The organism is Spirosoma gilvum, from assembly GCF_054776815.1.
Window position 1 is genome coordinate 205,059 of record NZ_BAAHBH010000011.1, and the last position, 23,114, is coordinate 228,172.

At 48.5% G+C, this 23,114-nt stretch carries 14 protein-coding genes; 2 read left to right on the forward strand and 12 right to left on the reverse strand.

The window, feature by feature from the left end; all coding sequences use genetic code 11:
• Nucleotides 1-82 precede the first annotated feature (82 nt).
• From ACYVFD_RS26695 to ACYVFD_RS26745, 11 genes are all read right to left on the reverse strand, one after another.
• Nucleotides 83-574: a metallophosphoesterase family protein gene (locus tag ACYVFD_RS26695; protein ID WP_461093572.1), complete on the reverse strand. Its 492-nt coding sequence runs from the start codon at nt 572-574 to the stop codon at nt 83-85.
• A gap of 252 nt (nt 575-826) precedes the next feature.
• Nucleotides 827-2,515, reverse strand: a complete 1,689-nt coding sequence (locus ACYVFD_RS26700) for a fatty acid--CoA ligase (RefSeq protein ID WP_461093573.1) — start codon at nt 2,513-2,515, stop codon at nt 827-829.
• 220 nt (nt 2,516-2,735) lie between these two features.
• Nucleotides 2,736-3,977: a NupC/NupG family nucleoside CNT transporter gene (locus ACYVFD_RS26705; protein WP_461093574.1), complete on the reverse strand. Its 1,242-nt coding sequence runs from the start codon at nt 3,975-3,977 to the stop codon at nt 2,736-2,738.
• A 146-nt stretch (nt 3,978-4,123) separates the two neighbouring features.
• Nucleotides 4,124-6,457 carry a polyphosphate kinase 1 gene (gene ppk1 / locus ACYVFD_RS26710; protein ID WP_461093575.1) on the reverse strand — a complete coding sequence of 778 codons (2,334 nt, stop codon included), beginning with the start codon at nt 6,455-6,457 and terminating at the stop codon, nt 4,124-4,126.
• Between the two features lie 166 nt (nt 6,458-6,623).
• Nucleotides 6,624-8,627, reverse strand: a complete 2,004-nt coding sequence (gene gyrB, locus ACYVFD_RS26715; RefSeq protein WP_461093576.1) for a DNA topoisomerase (ATP-hydrolyzing) subunit B — start codon at nt 8,625-8,627, stop codon at nt 6,624-6,626.
• Between the two features lie 371 nt (nt 8,628-8,998).
• Nucleotides 8,999-9,403, reverse strand: a complete 405-nt coding sequence (locus ACYVFD_RS26720; protein WP_461093577.1) for a hypothetical protein — start codon at nt 9,401-9,403, stop codon at nt 8,999-9,001.
• Nucleotides 9,404-9,511: 108 nt separating this feature from the next.
• Nucleotides 9,512-10,723: an alanine dehydrogenase gene (locus tag ACYVFD_RS26725; protein ID WP_461093578.1), complete on the reverse strand. Its 1,212-nt coding sequence runs from the start codon at nt 10,721-10,723 to the stop codon at nt 9,512-9,514.
• A gap of 87 nt (nt 10,724-10,810) precedes the next feature.
• Nucleotides 10,811-11,236 (reverse strand): tRNA (adenosine(37)-N6)-threonylcarbamoyltransferase complex ATPase subunit type 1 TsaE, encoded by a 426-nt coding sequence (gene tsaE / locus ACYVFD_RS26730; protein ID WP_461093579.1) that lies wholly within the window; start codon nt 11,234-11,236, stop codon nt 10,811-10,813.
• A gap of 150 nt (nt 11,237-11,386) precedes the next feature.
• The gene (locus ACYVFD_RS26735) at nt 11,387-13,114 is read right to left on the reverse strand and encodes a RagB/SusD family nutrient uptake outer membrane protein (protein WP_461093580.1); all 1,728 of its coding nucleotides are present in this window, start codon (nt 13,112-13,114) and stop codon (nt 11,387-11,389) included.
• A 92-nt stretch (nt 13,115-13,206) separates the two neighbouring features.
• Nucleotides 13,207-16,467 (reverse strand): SusC/RagA family TonB-linked outer membrane protein, encoded by a 3,261-nt coding sequence (locus tag ACYVFD_RS26740; protein WP_461093581.1) that lies wholly within the window; start codon nt 16,465-16,467, stop codon nt 13,207-13,209.
• 197 nt (nt 16,468-16,664) lie between these two features.
• A complete protein-coding gene (locus ACYVFD_RS26745) occupies nt 16,665-18,422 on the reverse strand; it encodes a phospho-sugar mutase (protein WP_461093582.1) in 1,758 nt (585 codons plus the stop codon).
• 135 nt (nt 18,423-18,557) lie between these two features.
• Between ACYVFD_RS26745 and ACYVFD_RS26750 the strand changes: the two genes are divergently transcribed.
• Nucleotides 18,558-19,151: a Uma2 family endonuclease gene (locus ACYVFD_RS26750; RefSeq protein WP_461093583.1), complete on the forward strand. Its 594-nt coding sequence runs from the start codon at nt 18,558-18,560 to the stop codon at nt 19,149-19,151.
• Between the two features lie 10 nt (nt 19,152-19,161).
• Here the strand turns inward: ACYVFD_RS26750 and ACYVFD_RS26755 are convergent, their stop codons facing one another.
• Nucleotides 19,162-20,460: a DUF4249 domain-containing protein gene (locus ACYVFD_RS26755; RefSeq protein WP_461093584.1), complete on the reverse strand. Its 1,299-nt coding sequence runs from the start codon at nt 20,458-20,460 to the stop codon at nt 19,162-19,164.
• Between the two features lie 241 nt (nt 20,461-20,701).
• Here ACYVFD_RS26755 and ACYVFD_RS26760 point away from each other — a divergent pair, with 241 nt between their 5' ends.
• Nucleotides 20,702-23,107: a TonB-dependent receptor gene (locus tag ACYVFD_RS26760; protein ID WP_461093585.1), complete on the forward strand. Its 2,406-nt coding sequence runs from the start codon at nt 20,702-20,704 to the stop codon at nt 23,105-23,107.
• The last annotated feature ends 7 nt before the right edge of the window (nt 23,108-23,114 follow it).

The following is a 23,114-nucleotide window of genomic DNA, read 5'->3' on the forward strand; positions in this document are numbered from 1 at the left end:
TAATAAAAAGTAACGCGGGTGGAAACCCGCGATTGGTATGAAACTTCTCAGTTAGTTCACCAATCGCGGGTTTCCACCCGCGTTACTTTTTACCTAATTCAATAACCTGCATATCCAGAATCTGCCCAGCGTCGAGCGAAAAACGGATGATTGTTCGCATCACATGAAAGCCAGTTTTTCCGGCTGCTCCGGGGTTAATGTAAAGTAACTTATTGATTGATGGATCGCGAGCTACTTTGAGGATATGCGAATGGCCACATACAAATAGGTCGGGTGGATTTGCCAATAATTGTGGTCGAACGACTGGGTTATATTTGGGAGGAGATCCGCCGATATGTGTCATCCAAATGTCAAGTCCCTCCAGGGTGAACCGTTGATTGGCGGGTAGATCAGCCGATTCCTGGTCTATGTTTCCCGATACAATACGTAAAGGACGAAAGGCCCTGAGCTGTTGCATAACCGTAAGCTCGCCCACGTCACCCGCATGCCAGATCTCATCACAGTCTGCAAAATGCGTGAAAACCTGCGGGTCAAGGTACCCATGTGTATCGGATAATAAGCCTATTCGAGTCATAATTTTGTTGAGACGCAATACCTTACATCTGATTCGAGTCAGTGAGCCTGTTTAAATTAGTTACAATAAGCTAAAAATGACTGTGTTTTTGTCATTCCGACCGAAGGGAGGAATCTCAAGCCTACTTATTGAGGAACTTTGAGATTCCTCCCTTTGGTCGGAATGACAAAAATGTACGTCTTGAAATGAATCAGGAAAAGTTTCAACCATCTCAATAATACTAATTCATTAATGAGACACCGTGTTACGTCTCTAAGAAAGAAGCAACTCCTTCATCTCCAACCGAATTCGCTTTTTGTCGATCTTACCGACACTTGTCTTCGGGATTTCGGGTACAAAAACGATTCGGTCGGGTACATACCATTTGTGCAGTTCACCCCGGTCGACCTTTGTTTGTAGTCCAGTCCGAATACCTTCGGCGGTGAGATTAAAGCCCGGTTTTTGTACGATGAGCGCATAAGGGCGTTCACCCCATCGGTCGTCTGGAAGCCCAACGACGGCAGATTCGGCTACTCCTTCGATTTGAGAAAGCTCATTTTCCATGTCGAGCGACGAAACCCATTCACCACCGGTTTTAATGACGTCTTTGGTTCGGTCGGCAATTAGTATCCAGTTATCGGGGGTTATACTAGCCACATCGCCAGTGTGTAGCCAGCCTCCTCGCCAAAGCTCTGCTCCCCGCTCTGGGTCGTTGTAATACCCTTGAGTTGTCCACGGAGTTCGCGTAACAATTTCGCCCAATGAGTGGCCGTCATGCGGAACGAAGTTGCCCTCTTCGTCCATTAAACGAACGTCGACGAAGGGAGCAATCCGTCCTGCCCGAACCCGTAAATCAATTTGATCGTCAAGAGGTAATTTCCGTTCGGTATCATTCAGGTAAACGACTGACAAAATGGGGGCTGTTTCCGACATGCCGTAGCCTGCCAGAATATTGATACCGAGATCCATTGCTGCTTTTGCCAGACCTTTAGTGAGAGCCGAACCGCCAATTAGCACACTCCATCGGCTGAGGTTCTCCCTGAACTTCTGAGCTGCAGGGCTGCTGACAAGCATAGTCAGGACAGTTGGTACACAGTGGGAGAGGGTTACGCCTTCGGTCACGATCAGCCGACACAGCATATCGGGTTCATATTTGCCCGGATAGACCTGTTTGGCCGACATCATGGTTGCCAGAAACGGAAACCCCCAGGCATGGACGTGAAACATAGGCGTTATAGGCATATACACGTCGTTTCTGGACTTAAAGGGCAACGCTTCGTATCCAATCAAATAGGTTAGCAGCCCCATTGTATGCATAAATAACTGCCTATGGGAGAAATATACGCCTTTGGGATTGCCGGTTGTTCCCGTCGTATAAAACGTAGTAGCCCAGGTATTTTCATCAAAATCCGGAAATTCGTACTCAGTAGAAGATTCTTTAAGTAGAGCTTCGTACTCACCTGCGAAACCAGCGGGAATTTCGCTTAATGCCTGGGTTTGGGCTCCATCTGTATACACCTTGTCGCTGAGGAGCACGTATGTGTCAACCGTCTGGATTTGCCCTTTGATGGCATTAAGGATCGGGAGGAAATCTTCATGGATCAGTACAGCTTTGTCTTCTGCGTGATTCATGGTATACAAAATCTGCATGGGCGACAACCGAACATTGACTGTATGCAGAATAGCGCCAAGGCTGGTTACACCGAAGAAACACTCAAGATACCGATGACTGTCCCAGTCAAGAACGGCTACTGTATCGCCTGGTTTCACACCCAGTTTAGTGAGTGTATTGGCCAGTTGACGAACTCGTTGATTGAATTGTACGTAATTTATTCGGAATAAATCCCGATAGACAATTTCGCGCTGTGGTTCGTATTGGAGCGATTGAGCTAGCAACGACTTTATCAATAGAGGTGGTTCATAAGCCTCTGCCGTGCGTGGAATGAGCTTTGTGGGAATCATAATAGGTCAAGGATTTAACTAAGAACGCATAGGTCGAAGGTAGGATTGAACGATGGAAAGAAAAAATAGTATTCCATAAAAAAAGCCCTGCCCCCAGTATTGGGGCAGGGCTTTTTAGGGCAGGATTGTCAAAAGTTGTCAAGGATTGTCAAAATGGTCAGGACTTGTATTCATGATGATCAATCCCTGACGACTCTTGACCATATCTGACAATCCTTGACTATAGCAGGAGTCCGGCAAGCGTAGCCGACATGTAGCTGGCCAAGGTTCCGCAGATCAGCGCCTTGAAACCGATACGTGCCAAATCACTTCGGCGTTTTGGAGCCAGTTCACCAATACCGCCCACCTGAATAGCAATGGAGCTAAAATTAGCAAAGCCGCAGAGGGCAAAACTGACGATAGCTACCGTTTTTGGGTCGAGTCCCTGTTTGATTTTTACCAAATCCAGGTAAGCGACAAATTCGTTAACCACCATTTTTGTCCCCATTAACGCACCTGCTTCCTGAATATCTTTACCCGGTACACCCATTGCCCAGGCAAACATCGAGAATACTTTTCCTAGTAGGAAATTGAGGCTCAAATAATCAATTCCGATGATATAGAAGCCAATCTTGAACAAGATTGAATCAATTAAAGCGATCAGTGCAATGAAGCCAATCAGCATGGCAATCACGTTGAAGCCGACTTTTAGGCCTTCGCTGGCGCCAGCCGCAATAGCGTCGAGGAGGTTGGCATACGCTTTTTTAATCTCCACTTTCACAGTGCCTTGTGTTTCTGAAACCTCCGTTTCAGGCATGACGATTTTACTGATGACTAATGCCCCCGGTGCGGCCATAATACTGGCAGCGAGCAAATAAGGAGCTGGTACGCCAAGCGAGATATAAACGGCCAATACACCACCGGCAATACAGGCGAAAGACCCTGTCATACTGGCCAGCAACTCGGAATTGGTCATGCCGTTCAGGTAAGGCTTAATCATAATCTGAGCCTCAACCTGACCCACAAACGTACTGGCAACATTGGATAGCGCTTCGGCTCCGCTTACGCCCATTAGCCATTTCATGGCACGAGCCATAACGGCCACGACTCGTTGCATGATGCCGAGGTGATAAAAAATATTAACCAGAACAGCAACGAAAATGATGGTTGGGATAACCTTAAAAAAGAAGATGAAGTCGTTTCCAGGACCAAAGGCTTTGGTTAATACGTCGGTTCTGACCAGTGATGAAAAAACGAATTCAGCACCTTTGTTAGCTTTTGATAAGAGTCTGTCCACATAAAAGCCAAGACCCTGGAAGATATTTTGACCAATGTCTGTTTTAAGAACAAATACCGCCAGGCCAAATTGGAGGGCAAGCCCTACGCCAACGGTGCGGAAGTTAATAGCTTTTCGATTGTCGGAAAGTGCATAGGCAATGCCCAAAATTAAAACGATTCCAATCAGGCCAGTAAAGCGCTCCATTCAGTAAAATCATAGTTACAGTTAGGTGAGCTAAGATATGAAAAAAAAGTTAGGAGCGAGTAGTGAGGAGTGAGAATGCTGACGCTTTAGCAGATTTCGTACGTCAGCATTCTCACTCCTCACTACTCGCTCCTAACGACTTCCAGTTAAATATCCGCTATAGCGCGTTCGGCCCCTTCCTGATATTCTTCTTCTATTTTGGCTACTTCGGCCGGTTTAATCTCCTCATCAAACAGTCGGACAGTCATTGCTTCTTTTTCTGTTACATCAAAAAAGCGTTGGTGCATGTTGAAAGGTTCTTCACCAGCCGGTACTTCGCATTTTTTGAAATCGCCGTCTTCTTTTAACTCGTAGGCGTTTACATTATCGAGCAGATTGTACTTCAGAATCAAGATGGCAAGTTGTTTCACACGAGCATCGGCCAGATAAAACAAGGACTCAATACGTCGGTCGAAGCTACGTACCATAACGTCGGCGCTTCCACCATATATCTTTGGGTCGCCATTGTTATGGAAATAATATACCCGCGTGTGCTCCAAAAAATCGCCTACTATTGAGCGGACAGTTATGTTATCGCTTAGACCCGGACGTTGTGGCCGAAGGCAACAGATGCTCCGCACAATTAGCCGAATGGGCACGCCCGCTTGTGAGGCTTTATAGAGTTCATCAATGACCTGTTTATCTTCCAGCGAATTTACCTTTATGCAAATGCCGCTTGGTAGTCCATGCTGAGCATTGCTGGCTTCCTGACGAATGAGCCGCACCAACTGGTCGCGCATGTCGCGAGGGGCCGTGATCAGGTATTGGTATTCATTGGGCAGTGAGTGGCCCGTAATAACGTTGAAGAACTCAGAAATGTCGTGGGTGTAAATTTCGTCGGTTGTCAGCAGGCCAATGTCGGTGTAAAGCTTGGAGGTGTCTTCATTGTAATTGCCACTGGCCATGTGCGCATACCGGACTACCCGCGTCCCTTCGCTCCGGACAACCAGCAGCAGTTTTGTGTGCGTTTTATAGCGGCTGATTCCGTAAATCACAAAGCAACCTGCTTTCTGCAGCCGTTGAGCCTCCCGAATGTTGTTTTCCTCGTCGAAACGGGCTTTTACCTCAAACAGAACGGATACGTGTTTACCATTTTCAGCTGCTTTCAGCAGGGCTTCGGTAATGCGTGAACGCTTGGCCAGCCGATAGACTGTAATTTTTATGGCCAGCACGTTAGGGTCTTCGGCGGCTTGTTCAAGTAGTTGGAGGACAGGCTCGAAGTTGTTATATGGATGATGAAGCAGTAAATCCCGCTGCTTGATCTGCTCAAAAATGTTGTCTGTTTTCTCACGGGCCAGCCCCAAGGGAGGTACAGGCGCATGCGGACGGGGCATATCATCCTTAAAATCGGGGTAACCAATAATCTGCCAGAACGCCGAGAAATCCAGCAAACTTGTCGATTCGAAAATATTCAGGTCATCGATTTCCCATCGTTTTTTCAGTAGATTCAGCATCCAGGTTTCACTATCCTCGGTGATGCCGTCTACTTCCACTTCTACCCGTGTTACCCGGCCCAGACGTCGGTTTTTAATCTTCTGGCGGACTTCATCCAGAAAGTCAACTTCGTCGTCATCGTTCTCATCCAGGGTAAAATCGCCGTTCCGAGTAATGCGGAACAGGTTGACCGATAGAATCTCAATATTGCGGTAAAGCTTCTTGATGTTTTGACGGACGATTTCTTCGATGGGCAAAAACAACGTTATGTCTTCCCGCTCAAATGAAAAAAAACGGGGAAGGTTGGCCGGAATCTGCACAAATGATAACCGCTGCCGATCGTCATCGTCCGCCCCCTGATTTTGAGATGAACCATGATCCGGGCTTTGCGTAACGACGCCAAAGATCAGCACCTTCGCCAGCAGTACCGGGAAGGTGTGCGTGTAGTCGTACAGCATGGGGGTTAGGGTAGGGTAGATGGTGCGGTCGAAATAGGCAGTGGCTTCTGCTTTTTCTTCGGCTTTCAGATCATCGTAGCTAACCAACTGCAGGCCATTTTCGACAAAAAGGGGCAACAGTTGCTCGGTAAAAACAGCCTGCTGGTCCTGAAAAAACTGGTGTGATGCGGTATAGAGCGCTTTCCGAAAGGGAACCTCCCGAAGGCCCGAGTAATCGACCCGTTGTTTATGATAATCGAGGTAATTGTACAAACTACCTACCCGAATCATGAAAAACTCATCCAGGTTCGAGGCCGAAATAGCCAGAAATTTCAACCGTTCCATCAAGGTACGGTTCGTACTTCGAGCCTGATCCAGTACGCGTTCGTTGAACTTAATCCAGCTTAAATCCCGACTCAGGTAATCGCTTTGGTCAATTACGCTGCTTACTTTTTCACTGACTTTAGCCATTTTATCAGTTGTTTGGGCTGCAGTTTTAGCCTGGCGCTGGATAAAGCGCGAAACCAGATTGCCCAGTATGTTTCTGTTTGGGTTTAACGAATAACGCATACCTATACGAATTTCAACTTGTACATTATGAATTACGACATGGCCCATTGGCATTGATGCTTAGGGGTAAATCGAATTCTATGCCTATCTTCTCAACTACTGAATTATTAACAACGAAATAAAACAAAAAAGCGGGCTTTCGGGCCCGCTCTATGTTATTATTCGGTTAAACATCCACTCGGGCATATTTTGCATTTCGTTCGATAAAGTCACGTCTGGGAGCTACATCGTCACCCATCAGCGTCGAGAAAACGTGGTCGGCATCGGCCGCCGACTCAACCGTCACCACTTTCAGGGTTCGTGTATCCGGATTCATCGTCGTGCTCCAAAGCTGCTCGGCGTTCATTTCACCAAGCCCTTTGTACCGCTGAACGCCTACGTTTTCCTCTTTACCGGCTCCGGCGAGTTCTTTTACCGCTGCTTCACGCTGGGCTTCGGTCCAGCAATACCGCTCTTCCTTGCCTTTTTTGACCAGATACAGCGGAGGCTGAGCAATATAAATGTAGCCATTGTCGATCAGCGACTTCATGTTGCGATAGAACAACGTCAGAATCAGCGTCCGGATGTGGCTACCATCAACGTCGGCATCGGTCATGATGATGATTTTATGATACCGGAGTTTATCCAGATTCATAACCGTTTCATCATCTTTCTTTTCCAGCCGAACGCCCAGGGCCGTCCAGATATTTTTGATCTCTTCGTTCTCGTACACTTTGTGTTCGAGCGCTTTCTCAACGTTCAGGATTTTACCCCGTAGTGGCAGAATAGCCTGGAAGGCCCGGTTGCGACCCTGTTTGGCAGTGCCACCAGCCGAGTCGCCCTCAACCAGATAGAGCTCACACTTTTGCGGATCGGTGTCAGAACAGTCGGCCAGTTTGCCGGGAAGTCCCATACCGCCCATAAAGTCCTTCCGGTCGGCCATGATACGCTTGTAAGCCTGTTCGGCTGCCAGACGAGCCTGGGCCGATACGAGTACTTTCTTGACGATACCGATGGCGGTTTTCGGATTCTCTTCCAGCCAGGTTTCGAGTAGGTCAGCCATAGCCTGACTAACAGCGCTCACAACCTCCTGGTTGCCCAGTTTAGTTTTGGTTTGCCCTTCAAACTGAGGGTCCTGAACTTTTACCGAGATAACAGCCGTCAGCCCTTTGCGGAAATCTTCACCGCTAAAGGTCACTTTGCCCGTGTTCTTGGGCAGCTTGTCGGCGTTGCGGTCGGCGTAGTTTTTCAGCACACGCGTTAGTGCCGATCGGAACCCCTGTACGTGTGTACCGCCCTCGTGTGTGTTAATATTGTTTACGTACGACTGTACGTTCTCACCAGCCTCATAGTTATAGACCAGTGCTACCTGAACAGGGGTAGAGCCTTTGTCGCTCTCCATATAGATGGGTTTCATCCCATCGAGTGAAGGACGGGTTTCGTCCAGATACTGAACAAATTCGATCAGGCCGCCTTCGGAATAGAAATCATCCTGTCGAATTGGCTCACCTGCTTCATCTAGTTCGCGCAGATCGCTAAGGAAAATATGGATGCCTTTGTTCAAATAGGCCAGCTCGCGCAGACGACCAGCAACCGTATCGTATTTATAAACCGTTTCAGTGAATATGCTGGCGTCGGGTTTGAAGTGGGTTTTAGTGCCTGTGTCGGAGGCTTCACCAATTACCCGAACATCGTACTGAGGAACGCCAATTTTATATTCCTGCTCAAAGATTTTGCCTTCGCGGTGAACCTCAACGCGAACATCGGTCGATAGGGCGTTCACGCAGGAAACCCCAACGCCGTGCAACCCTCCTGAGACTTTATAGGTATCTTTATCGAATTTACCGCCAGCGTGCAGGATGGTCATGGCAATTTCGAGGGCCGACTTACCCATTTTGGTATTGATGCCCGTCGGGATACCCCGGCCGTTGTCCTGTACAGTTATGGAGTTGTCTGGATTAATAGAGACGCTGATCTTATCGCAGTAGCCTGCCAGCGCTTCGTCAATCGAGTTATCAACGACCTCCCAAATCAGATGGTGTAAGCCCCGGACGCCAACATCGCCGATATACATGGATGGTCGTTTCCGAACGGCTTCCAGACCCTCTAAAACAGTGATGTTATCGGCACCATATTCCTTGTTTGGCGTGGCCTCGACAGGAGCGTCAGCTTCAATCAATTCGTTGGTCATATTAGAATGAAAAAATGTCAGAAATCTGTTGTTTAGGGTTCAGAAAATCGGACAGATTTGTACTGCCTTACAGATTGTAAAAATACAAAAAATATTCGTCTTTTCCTACCCGTTTTGGCAAGATTGGCTTAATATACAAAAAAATAGTCTAACCTACAACAAATCAGCCTTTTGATTGCTCCTGTACTATTTTTTGGCCTTTACTGGCTTTAACGCCTGACGTTTTTAAGGCGGGTTGGTGACCGAAAAAAAACAATTTTTCTGGCCAATTTATGCAGGCCGCTATTTCTCAAAAAAGTATTATTGGTAAGCCTAAAATAGAGAAGCCGAATCATATCGATTCGGCTTCATAAATCTGATCAGGTTAATTATCAATCCTCTGGATAAGGAATATAGATAAAGCCTGCAAAATCAGCGTGTACAACAAATAAACAGCAGTATTCGTCGGGTTTTTTGTAGTTATCTTTCCATAACTCAACCGACTCCTGTCCAATCAGAGCACGTTGGATAAACTCATCCAGAAAAGAGGCTTTATAATTCCACTGATTCTCCAGTTCATTGGCGCCGATTAGCAGTTGACCCATGGGTACTTCCCGACGAGAAGCGACAAAAATGGGATATTCGGAAAAGCCACGTTTCCGAATCTGATACGACGCTTCTTTCAACTGATCGGCCACTTTGACAAAATCCGACGAAATCGTGCCCATCAACTCCTGATTCACATCGTAGGAGTTGGCATCATCCAGTAGTGTGTTTTCGTTGCTGTGGTTAATCATGTGCTTTAAGGAGTTAGGAGTTGGAAGCGAGGAGTGAGAAGGCTGACGTTCACTTTTTCTTGATGCGTCAGCCTTCTCACTCCTCGCTCCCAACTACTCAATACTGTTTTAAAACCGCGCTGCCAACAGGAGGTCCAGATCTTTGAACCGCATGTTGAACTTGCGGGCGATATAGGCGTTTGTGAGCGTCCCTTTATGCGTATAAACACCTTTCATAAACCAACGGTTCGCGTACATCATCTGTTCAATACCGCCCGTAGTGCCGGTTTCGAGCAGAAACGGTAGAAAAATATTACTGAGGGCCATACTGGCAGTATGCGCCACCCTGGCCGCAATGTTTGGAACGCAATAATGAATGACCCCCATATGTTTGAAAGTTGGCTGCTTATGGGTCGTCATTCGCGAGGTTTCGAAGTTGCCGCCCTGGTCGATGGAGACGTCGATAATGACTGAACCAGGTTTCATTCGGCCCACCATTTCCTCGGTCACGACTACTGGGCTCAACCCATCCTCGGCCCGCATGGCCCCAATGACCACATCGGCCCGCTGGACTGCTTCGGCCAGGGTATCGGAGGCAATAATGGATGTATACACGTGCTGACCAACGGCGTATTTTAGTCGCTGAAGTTTATACAGGTATTTGTCGAAAACTTTAACTTCAGCGCCCATGCCCAGCGCCATACGGATGGCATATTCCGTAACGGTTCCGGCTCCCAGCATCACTACTTTCGTTGGGGGAACGCCCGTAATACCGCCGAGGATGATGCCCCGCCCATTGGCCGCATTGCTCAGGTATTCGCCAGCAATGAGCATGACGGTACTCCCCGCAATTTCACTCATCGATCGAATGACGGGTAAGCCACCTGACTGATCCTCAATATATTCGTACCCAAAAGCGGTCAGGTTTTTTTCGTTGATCTTTTCGAAATACGACCGGTCGTGGGAAGGGAGGTTGAGGGCTGAAATAACCGTACTGCCCGACTGGATGAATTCAAACTCACCGTCGATGAGAGGCTCAACTTTCAGGATCAGATTAGCCGTATAGACCTCTTTGGGCGATTGGGCTATTTGCGCGCCCGCTTCACTATATTCCGTATCCGAAAAATTTGCTTTTTCCCCGGCTCCCTGTTCAACAAGGACGTTATGGCCATTTCGTACCAGAATGGCAACGGCTTCGGGTGTCAGTGCAATCCGGTTTTCCTGAAGCGACACTTCTTTAGGCAGACCGATAAGCAGACCATTTCGATTGGTCTTTACGGCCAACGGAGCTTCTTTCGGATATAGGGCCGTTTGTTTGGCCAATTCCTCAAATCCAGTCATTAAATCATGTTTAATGTTTCAAGTTCCAGGTTTCAAGTTCATACTTATCCGATGACGCTTAAAACCTGAAACTTGAAACTGGAAACATTAAACTAGTTTAGCTTCCACCGTTCGGCGACCGTCAGAATCGACCGAGAGATGGACCTGATAATAGGTTGCGGGCCAAAGCGAGCGAATGCGTTCGGGCCACTCAATGAAACAGTAATCTCCTGAATCGAAATATTCCTCAATACCGATGTCTAGTGCTTCGGCTTCATTGCGAAGCCGATAGCAGTCGAAATGATATACAGAATGACCTTCGTGGGTTGTATACTCATTTACGATCGAAAATGTAGGACTTTGAACTAGGCTGATAACGCCCAGCGTCCGACAAAGTTCTTTAATGAGGGTTGTTTTGCCGGCACCCATATCACCTTCGAACAGCCACACCGATTGCTCGCGTCCCTCAGCCAATAGGTTATGGGCTACCTGGCTAAGTTCGTCGAGTTGAGTTGTGTGTAATTTCATAAGCATGTAACAGGAACAGCCCACAAAGATACAGATTTTTGGGCTGCTTACTTCGTTATTCACGCACTGGCTGGCCCAACAATGTTATAGAAACAAAAGTGGTCAACAGGAAAAATTACCTATTGACCACTTTGGCAATTAAAGTGAAGCTGTCAATTAATAGCCCGGATTCTGCGTCAGTGTTTCCTTGCCACCTTTTTTACTGTTGAATATCTCCTGAATGGGGATTGGGAAATATTCGTGTTTGCCTTTTACAAACGTTACGCCTTTCAGATAAATCCGTTTGCTGGCCTCGCCAACGTAATAGGCATTGAGGGTCTGGTCGGCAACGCCCCAGCGTACCAGGTCGAACCGACGGTGGCCTTCCATGCCAAACTCCAGACGCTCTTCAAATTGTACGGCTTTGCGGGCAGTCGCCTGGTCGGTCCAGGGGGTCGTGTATTCTTTGATCAGGTAATTGGCGGCAGGCGTTCCATCGGCATTCTTGACAAACCCATCTGGATTAGCCGCCCGACGACGAATCTGGTTGACATAACCACGGGCTTTGTTCAGATCCCCAATTTCAACCTCAATCTCAGCCAGCCACAGCAGGACGTGGTCGTAGCGAATCATGCGGTAGTTATTGGCGTTCAAACGTGGGTTACCGGCAAAGGTGTTCGTGCCAACATCCGACTTGTACATCACATGCTTTTTCGGCGAATAAGGGCCACCATACGATTGGTCGCGTACATATGCCTTACCTGGATGAACACCCCAGTCGAGGAAGGGGATACCCCGGCGACCTACTGTGTGGTCCAGGCGAGGGTCAACGGTACCCGCATAGGGGGTAAACGCAGCTGTCGATTCGATACCCTGGTCGTTTGGCAGGTCGGTGGCATTGAACGAATCAACCAAAGGCAGACCATTGGCGTCCGTTTTGAAGGCATTGACCAGATTTTGGGATGGCTGGAAGAAACCGCAGCAGGTCGTTACGCCACCACCGCCATAAGGGTAGTTCAGCGTTGAACCAATATTGCCGTTTTCGCCACCTGAAGCCCCATCGTTCACTGAGTATTGCACCTCAAAAATCGACTCAGCGTTGTTGTTTGTTACCGCTCTGAAATTGTCATGATATTTATCAACCAGTTTGTATTGACCACTGGCCACGATGGCTTCGAGCAATGGTTTGGCTTCGGCGTATTTTTTCTGGAACAGATATGCCTTACCTAATTCGGCAGCAGCAGCCCATTTGGTAGGCCGACCTACGGAAGTCTGTTTGGTAGGCAATACATCGTAAGCAGCCTTCAGATCGGCTACAATATTCGGCCAGATGTCGGCATTATTGGGTACCTTGGTGCTCTCCAGATCGTTCGGGTTGTAGATTTTCTCGTCGATATAAGGGACCATATTGAACATTTTCTTGAGTTCAAAATGGAAATGTCCCCGCAGAAACCTCGCTTCGGCAGTTACTTGTGCTTTTTCGGCATCGGTCATGTCTTTAACCGCCGTTAGTGCCTGTAATACGTCATTGGCGCGGGCAATTCCGTCGTACATACCACGCCATTTTCCCCGGAAATAGATATTATCCGATTGGCTATTTCCCTGTTCGATCAACGAGATAGGCGGTTGGTCACCGGCAATGGTTCCCTTATAAGCATCATCGCTGGCAACGCTGCCGTACACCCAGTTATCAGCCCCTACGTTGTAGGAACGATAGGCTCCTTCGGCGGTGGCCCAGCCATCCAGCAGCGAATACACACCAATCAATAGGGCATTGACCCCTACTTTGTTTTGCAGCGTTGTTACGGCCAGCGCGGCTTTGGGTTGCACGTCCAGAAATTTGTCGGAGCAGGACGTGGCAACTGCCAGACAAAAGATAGTTATGAGTATGGTAAGTTTTTTCATAGTTATGAATGGATAATGAATAATGGAAAATGGATAGTGAAAAGTGAATCATTAGCCAACTACATTATTCATTGTTCATTATTCATTTTACATTAAAAGGACAGGTTTAAACCAACAAGCACAGTTTTTGCAACTGGGTACGAGCCTCCATCGACACCAATCTGACGGTCGTTACCGGCGGTGTAGTTACGCAGGTTGATTTCAGGATCCATACCGGAGTATTTCGTCACCGTAAACAGATTCTGGCCCTGGATGTAAACCGAGGTAGCACCCATCTTCAGTTTGTTCAGCAGCGTCTGGGGCAGTTGGTAGGTCAGCTGGATATTTTTCATCCGGAAATAAGAGCCGCTTTCCAGGTAATAGGTCGATGGCAGAATACTGATCTGATCACTCGCCTTGAGCTGAGGGAGAATAGCATCGGTTTTGCCTGGGCGCCACGACTGATAGAGCATACGGGTGCTGCGGTTGCCGGCGAAGGTTGGGAAATCCGTCCAGTATTTCACATAGTTGAAAATCTCATTACCCTGAACGCCCTGGCCAAATACTGTCAGACCAAAGTTTTTATAGTTCAGGTTGATATTCAGACCGTAGGTGAATTTTGGGTGAGGGTTGCCAATAATACTCAGATCCCCAGAGTTAATCACACCATCACCATTTACGTCCCGGAACTTGAAACGACCAGCCACGTTTTCTGGATTGTTCGTTGTCGTTGTACCAAACTGCGGGAGATACGCTTTGGCTTCTTCGTTGGTCTGGAAAATACCATCGATGGTATAGCCGAAGAATGAAGCAATTGGGTAGTTCTGCTGCGTAACAACGAAGTTCTGAATCCGCTCGTCGTTTATGCCGAAGTACTGCGTGCTTGGATCACCATTCGTTTTGGTAACCGTGTTGCGATAGGTGCTGAAATTAGCACCGACATTATACGTCAGACCGCTGCTGCCGATTTTGTCGCCATAGTTGATCATCAGGTCAACCCCCCGGTTACGCATTTCGCCAATATTCTGGAAAGGGTTCGTGGCCACGCCCTGGGTCAGTGGGGCTGCCACCGGGAAAAGCATGTCACTCGTAGTACGGGTGTACCAGTCGAAGCCAATGGTCAGGCGATTTTTCAGCAGGCTGGCATCAAAACCGATGTTCAGGCTGGTGGTAGTTTCCCACTTGGCTTTGGCGTTACCGAACTGCGTCAGTTCATAACCTGGCACGGCAGACGTACGAGTACCATTGATGTCGTAGAACGAGGTAGCTGGGTTGGTACTAAACTGGGTGAACGAGTTGTAGTTACCGATTTCCTGGTTACCCGTCTGGCCAAGGCCCGCCCGGAATTTCAGATCATCGATTAAGGTGAGCGGTTTGAAGAAATTCTCTTTCGAAACCCGCCAGCCCACACTAGCCGCCGGGAATACAGCTGATCGGAACTCAGGCGCAAAGCGGGATGAACGGTCGCGACGGATGGTCAGGTCAATCAGGTACTTATCGTCGAGGGCATAGTTAACTTTGGCAAATTCTGAAGCCAGTCGCCAGTTAGACGCTCCTCCGTTGTTGGTCTGTACGCCCGTACCCGCGCTCAGGTAGCGGTTTTCAATGTCATCAACCGCAAAGTTGGTCCGGGTAGCGTCGAACGACTCGAAGTAGTTTTTGATGGCTTCCGTACCGGCAATTACGTTGAAACGGTGCCGATCGCCCAGCGACAGATTATAGGTTAACGTGTTGTACCAGGTCCAGGTCCATTCGTAGTTGTTGTTGGTGGTTAACTGGTTCGATCCACGAGCCTCCGCTGATTCAATGTCACGAATGATGTAGTTGCGGTAGTTGAAGAGGTTATAGTCGATACCGAAACTGGTACGAGCAGTCAGATTTGGGAGGATGTCAACCTCCGCGAACGCGTTACCAAACAAACGAACTTCTTTTTGAACGTTATCCTTGTTCCGGTACAGGAGAGCAACCGGGTTGTTGGCATTGTCGAGGTCGCCACCACGTGTACCGGCAAAATTTCCAGCTACGTCATAGACGGGAATGATTGGCTGAATCCGATAAGCAAACGAAATGGGGTTGCTTTCGGCATTGTTCCCGTTGGCTTGTGCAATCCGTTCGCCATAAGCTACCTGGAAGTTCTGACCCACGCGTACCCGCTTATTAACGTTAAACTCGGTATTGGCGCGGAGCGAATAGCGTTTGTAGCCCGTATACTTCATGATACCATCCTGATTGAAGTAGTTCAGCGACATAGCATACCGACCGTTTTCGCTACCGCCCGATACACCTAGCTGGTGGTTCTGAATAGGAGCTGTCTGGAAAATCTCCTCAAGCCAGTTGGTACCTGCTTTATTGGCCTGGGTGATGAGCAGGAAGTTGGATGAGTTGATGTCGTTGTTATAATTCTTATAGGTTCCATCGGGATTTAAGGCTACGCGAGGGTCACTGGCCGAAGCGCCACTAGGCAGCACAAAATCGGGGATGACGGGTGTTGCCCCATTACCGAACTGCGAGTGAACCGGATTGCCATTAGCGCCAACTACGCCCGAATTGATGCGGGATTCCCAGGTCAACTGCGCATACTCCTGCGTATTGAGCATGTCGAGGAGTTTACCATGCCGTTGTGAGCCATAGTACGTATCGTAAGTGAACTTGGGCTTTCCGGCTTTCCCCTTCTTGGTTGTGATGATGACTACCCCGTTGCCGGCCCGAGAGCCATAAATGGAGGCTGCCGATGCATCTTTCAGAATCTGCATACTCTCCACATCGTTGAGGTTCAGGGTGTTCAGGTTGCCTTTTGTCGGCACACCATCAACTACATAGAGCGGTGAGTTGTCGTTAATGGTACCGAAACCGCGAATCCGCACCATCACACCGCCACCCGGCGAGTTCTCATTGCCCACCTGTACGCCAGCCACACGACCCTGCAAAGCCTGGCCAACGTTGGTGGAGGGTACGGACAACAGTTGTTTGGTATCGACAGTAGCGACGGCCCCGGTAATATCGCGTTTTGCCTGGGCGCCATAACCCGTTACAACCACTTCACTCAGCGTCTTAACATCAGGCGCCAGGGTGATGTCTATCGAGGATCGGGAGCCAATCGTTACATCCTGCGAGACATAGCCGATGGCTGAAATTGTGAGTACGTTGCGGCCGGATGCTACATTCAATGAAAATTGCCCATTAGCATCGGTGACCACACCGGTTTGGGTCCCTTTTACCACAACGTTCGCTCCGGGGACTGCACTGTTGTCATTGCCGTCGGTAATGCGCCCTGTTATTTTGCGTTCCTGAGCATAAACACTTATGCAAAGGAGCCAGCTAAATAAAAATAGGGACACTGTACGACATGTTTGCCGTAAATACTTGTTTGTCATAGGGTTGATTGGAATTAGTGAAATTTTAGGAAAACTAGGTAGGTAATTATCCCTAAATATAAAGAGTAGAGCGCTTTTTATAATGTTGCTTTAATGTAAAAAAATAAAAAAAAGGCACAAAAAAGCCCGTACGTTTACAAGCATACGGGCTAAGTATATTACTACTGTTAGTTTATTTAAAACGGTGACACTATTGGTTAGGTTAATTGTAACTCATCGATCACACGCTGTACTTTCGCTTTTAGCTGTGCATAGGTCTCATCAAATGCGTCCTTGCTGGCAAGCGGCTCACGAACACTGACGTAAAACTTGATTTTAGGTTCCGTACCCGATGGTCGAGCTGATACTTTGGTCCCGTCTTCGGTAAAGAATTGTAGTACGTTGGACGATTCAATCCCCATCTTACCTGCCTCAATGGCAGTCGACGTACCCGTTTGGGCATCCAGTCGCGTCAATGCTTTATAATCATCAATACGTACAACAGGCGAGCCAGCAATCGATTTTGGCGGATTGGCCCGGAAGTCGGCCATCATTTGCTGGATTTCTTCGGCACCTGACTTGCCTTTCTTGGTCAGCGATACGAGAGCTTCGTAGTAGAAGCCGTTTTCCATATACATCGCCATCAGCATATCGAACAGGCTCTTACCCTGATCTTTTGCATAGGCTGTCAGTTCGGCAATGATGGCGCAGGAAGCAATGGCATCTTTGTCGCGAACGAAATCACCAATGAGGTAGCCGTAGCTTTCTTCACCACCGCCAATGAATTTCTCTTTGCCTTCGAGCTCGCGAATAACTTCGGCAATGTATTTAAAACCGGTCAGGGTGTTGTAGCAGGTAACACCGTAGTTCTTACACATCTGGTCGATCAGGTCAGTCGTCACGATAGTTTTGGCTACGAACTCTTTACCCGTCAGCTTACCGGCATCTTTCCAGGCATTGAGCAGGTAGTAAATGATCAGACTGGCCATCTGATTACCATTGAGCAGCTCAAACTCGCCATGATGATTGCGGGCACCCGCGCCAACACGGTCGGCATCGGGGTCGGTGGCCATCACCAGATCGGCGTTGATCGACAGAGCCAGATCCAGCGCCAGTTGCATAGCGGCCCGCTCTTCAGGATTGGGCGATTTCACGGTCGGGAAGTTACCATCCGGCGTGGCCTGCTGCTCAACAATATGAACGTTGTTGAAGCCCAGCGCGTCGAGCACACGGGGCACCAGCGTAATGCCGGTTCCGTGAATAGGGGTATACACAATGTTCAGATTTGCCTGCCGCTTGATCACATCCGGGTTTACGGCATTCGATTTCACCCGCTCCACATAAGGCGCATCGATCACTTCATCGATCATCGAAATGCGTTCGGGAATTCCAGTGAACTTTATATCATCGACTGATGTAACCTTGTTCACTTCGGCAATAATCCCACGGTCGTGGGGCGACACTACCTGGCCACCATCGTTCCAGTACACTTTATAGCCGTTATACTCTGGCGGATTGTGCGAAGCCGTAATGACCAGGCCGCTTTGACAACCTAACTGCCGAATGGCAAACGAAAGCTCTGGCGTTGGGCGCAGACTGCTGAACAGATACACTTTAATGCCGTTGGCCGAAAAAATGTCAGCGGCTAACTGGGCGAATTCGGGGCTCATCCGGCGGCTGTCATGCGCAATGGCCACACTGACATCCTGACCTGGACAAGCGGCATTGATGTAATTGCAGAGCCCCTGCGTAGCGGCACCGACAGTATATCGGTTCATGCGGTTGGAGCCAACGCCCAAAACACCGCGTAATCCCCCGGTTCCGAACTCCAGATCGCGGTAAAAGGAGTCTGTCAGTTCGGTGGTATTTCCTGAGTCGATAAGGTGCTGAATCGATTCTTTGGTGGCGGCATCATAATTGCCACTGAGCCATTTATCAACGCGCTGTTGGGTCGAGGAGTCGAGGGCCGTAGTCATATTAAAAATGATAGAAATTTAGATCAACGATTATGCGCCAAAATTACAATTACCTTATAGACCACCAAATCTGCACGATAGATTCATGCCGGGAATTTTAGCGGATAAGGAAATACCTGCGTAAAAATTGTATCTTTGAGTAACTACAAATCGTACACCCAGATGGAAGCCATTGACATTCGCAAGTTGACCGTTGCCGAGTTCCACCAGATGGAGTTCGACGATAATGATCCGTACTTGTATGAGTTACTTGATGGTGAACTTGTGAAAAAGAGAGCCCCAGCCCCCCGTCACCAATTGATTTTAGCTGAATTGTATGATCAGATAAAGGCGTATATTCGACAACAACCACAGCCAGGTAAAGCGTTATTTGCTCCTGTAGATGTGTTTTTGGACGATGTGAATGCACCCCAGCCAGATTTGGTCTATTTAGCGCCTGATAAGTTAGGTTTATTAACTACGGATGGCATCCTTGGGGCTCCTTCGCTGGTCGTCGAAATTATCTCGCCCTCGTCTATCTATCGGGATCGGGTTACCAAGAAAGAGTTGTACGAACGCTTTGGTGTGCAGGAGTATTGGTTAATTGACCCTGCCGACAATTTTATTGAAATTTATTCAGTGGTTGACGGTCAATATAAACTGCTTAGTGCTGCTTCGCTGGAAGAAGGTACGTTAGTCTCGGGAGTTCTGCCGGATCTCAACATAGATGTAAAAACGCTTTTCGCGTAACAAGCCAGTCTCATTCCTGCCAGCCTTCTGGCCTGAATGGCGTTCGGCTATCGCTGGAGACACAAATAGCGGTAGCCGGTCGGGGAGGGCCACCCCAAATTCGGATACTGGGATACGGATAAATAGGCTCCGGCATCGGCTGGCGTTGGTTTAATGAGTAAAAAAGTGCCGCACCCGGTTGCCAGACCGCTTTTTCAGGGTCCGTATTGCCAAAGGGAAGGCCCGTCACATCCTTACGGTCAATCCAGTACCGTTTTGCCGAAACGGCCGATGCTGTAAAATAACCTACCACTTTTTCACGAGCATCCGCCACATTGCGAATGTTACCCACTGGAGCCGATGGCGCTGTGTCGGTCAGCCCATTGGTCGATTGGGTACGCTGGAATTGGTTGAAATAGGCATGAGCCGGTTGGGTCAGCGACAGTTGCCGGATTTCGACCAGACAGGCCGTGCTGTCGTAATAAGGAATTTGCGCTACGGATCGATGCTGAATTAGGTTACCGTTTGTGTACTGGTCATCGAACACATTCAGCGCGTAACTGTACAGGATTTCCCAGCAATCGGTTCGGCAAGGGTAATCATACGCGTATAATCCACTCTGAAATGGGGGTTGACCGGCTTCCAGATAATTTACGGGAACGAAACAATCTTCATACAGGTCGTTTCCGGCTACATAAAATGTTTTGTCTTTATAGATGTGAGGCAGAATGTTATTGACCGAATAAACGCCCTCGTGACAGCTTCGGCACCACTCCTGTTTCTCCCAGAGTTTCCAGTCCCAGCGGTAATAATTAGGCTGATCAGCGGGGTCCTGAGTATCAATAAATACATCGTGCCCAGCGCGATAACCGCCATCCAACTGTTGCTCAACGGGTAAAGCTTCTGGATTGAACCGGGCTGATATGCTACGAATGGGTGGTACGGCTGGCATGATTTGCTGAGTCGATCGATACTGAGTGCCATCACTTAGTGTGAAGCGGAGCTGATAGACGTGTCCAATTTGCCCTTTGAAATCACTGGGAAGCTGATAACTGCCGTCGACCGTTTCATGGCAGGGAATCACCTGGGTCGAATCGATCACTACTTCTACTATGGCTTTTGTAATGGGCACCGCCCCAAAACGTCCGGTCAGTCGATCGGCTTTGGAACGGTTCAGTCGAATGACCTGCGGCTCGGGGAGATTGGTGATCGTACCATCCACGACTAATACGTCGATGGTGCCATTGAGGGTAAGATCAATGGCATCGACACAGGCCGTTAGCCAGCACATGATGGATAGACTGATCAGAAGCGAAAGAAAGGTACGCATACAGGGATAAAAATAAATTGGCTAGCAGAGCCAGGCCACTATCTGGAAAACATATTCATTACCTGAAAAGGCAATTATAGGTTGCGTATAGGTAGATTTTATAGGAAAAATGATTTAATGAGTATACGTAAATGAGGTTAAGCACAAGCCTGTTTCCCTGTTTTTCTGATCATCAGAATCTGTAAGAAAGCCAATGCTTACTCATAAAGAAAAACCGCACCCTTGTTTACCTTTTCTTTTCATGACTCGTTCCCTTTTTACGCTGCTTCTGACGCTGGTTAGTGCCGCAGCCTCTGCCCAGATTCTATACACCTTATCGGGTACGGTACGCGATTCGACCACGAATCAGCCGGTGGTACGGGCGGCTGTCGTGCTGGATTACGAAAAATCGGCAACGGGAGCGTATACCGACGATCAGGGTCACTATTCGATCAAGACACGAATGGGCCAGCATATTGTCGTGGTCCGCAGCATTGGTTTTGTGCCGTTCCGAACCACAGTTTCCATTCGGGGAAATACCACGCTGGATGTACGCTTACCCTCCGTAGCCAGCCAGCTTGAAGAGGTTGTAGTAACCAGCAAAGGCTACGATCGGAATGTTCGTCAGCCACTGTTAGGCGTGAGTCAGATCAATATAGCTACCCTCAAAAAGATGCCAGCCGCCTTAGGCGAGGTGGATATTATGCGCAGCCTGCAAATGCTGCCGGGCGTCACCAGCGTAGGGGAAGCCGCGAATGGGGTTAATATTCGAGGTGGAACAACCGATCAGAACCTGATTCTGATGGACGATACGCCCATCTTTAACCCGACCCATATGTTTGGCCTTTTCTCAGTATTCCCGCCCGATGCCGTAGGTGGGCTGGATTTATACAAAGGCAATGTACCCGCTCGATATGGTGGACGGGCCGCTTCGGTATTGGATATAAGCCTGCGAAATCCTGATCTGAACGAGTTTAAACTCAGCGGTGGGGCCAGCCTGGTTGCCAATCGATTGACCGTTGAAACGCCCATTGTGAAAGGAAAACTGGGATTGTTAGTTTCGGGTCGAGGTGCTTTTAACGATTTCCTGCTTCGACTGGCCTCCAAACGACTGGATGATATTCGGGCTAAGTTTGGTGATGGGGCGGCTAAGCTTTTCTGGCGCATTGACGACCGGAATACGGTAACCGCAATGGGCTACTATAGTCAGGATCTGTTTCAGACGAATCTGTTAGGTAGTCTGGCAAACGTGAATGCCATCAACACCCAATATGCCCAACAGACGGCCAATGGAATGCTCCGATGGTTCCATGCCTTCAATCCCAAAGTAAATCTGCAAACCACAGCACTGGTTGCTCAGTATATTCCGCGCATCCTGTCGACCGAGGATAGTACGTTGAATAAAGTTGTCCTCAAACAGTCGCTGTTGCAACGACAGATTAAGTCGAACCTGAATTATCAGTTAGAGAATCAAAAGATCGAAGTTGGGATTAGCGGAACGCATTATCGGCTAAATCCAGGTGAACTGATACCGGGCAATAGTCTGGCTGTTAATTATCAGCGGACACCCATCGAAAATGCGCTGGAGTTAGGCCTACATGCTGAAGATGAGATCAGCGTGTCGGAAAAGCTGGCGGTGTCGGTAGGACTTCGGTATTCGCATTTTTTAAGTTTAGGACCATCTGTGGTTCGAAAATATGCCAGTGAAGGGGGCAATGGTGCCGTTTATGATATTACTAATGTTGTGGATTCGGTGGTATACGGGCCGGGGCAGGTGACCAGTCAATACGGCGGATTTGAACCTCGGTTGGGACTGCGGTATGCGTTGGATGATAATTCGTCGATCAAGCTGGGTTACAACCTGATGCGGCAGTATTTGCAGGTGATTACCAATACCACCACGCCGTTGCCGACTTCGCGCTGGAAAACCTCCGATACGCATATTCAGCCGCAGGTGAGTCAGTTATGGTCGGCGGGGTATTTTCATAACTCGAAGAACAATATTTTTGAGGTATCGGCCGAAGTTTACTGGCGAAGTACGCAGCACATTCTGGATTATAAACCCGGAGCCGATTTCCTGTTGCAGTCTTACCCCGAAACCCAGTTGTTGCCCGGCCGTAGCAAAGCCTACGGGCTGGAAATCATGATGGCGAAAAAGAAAGGTGAACTGACCGGCTGGGTCAATTATACCTACGCCCGAACACTAAACCAGGTGGCCGAAGGGGTCGATTTTCAGCAGCAAATAAACCATGGCGACTGGTATCGGGCCAATTATGACCGGCCACATAGCCTCAATCTCAGCCTGAATATCAATCAGGGACGCCACCATAGTTTCTCATTCAACTTTTCGTACAGTACCGGCCGACCCTATACCGCTCCCGAAGGATTTATTCGGTATCAGGGCCGCACGTATCCGTACTACGATGAACGTAACCAGTACCGACTGCCCGACTACCATCGACTGGATTTTGCCTGGAACATCTACAACCCCAGCATGAAGAATCGACGATGGCAGGGACACTGGACGTTTACGGTCTACAACTTATACGGTCGTCGGAATGTGTATTCGATCTTTTACCGGACCGAAGGACAGGCGACTAACCCGTATCGGCTAAGCATTTTTGCCGCACCCATTCCTAGCCTGACCTACAATTTCGAGTTTAAGTAAACGACTC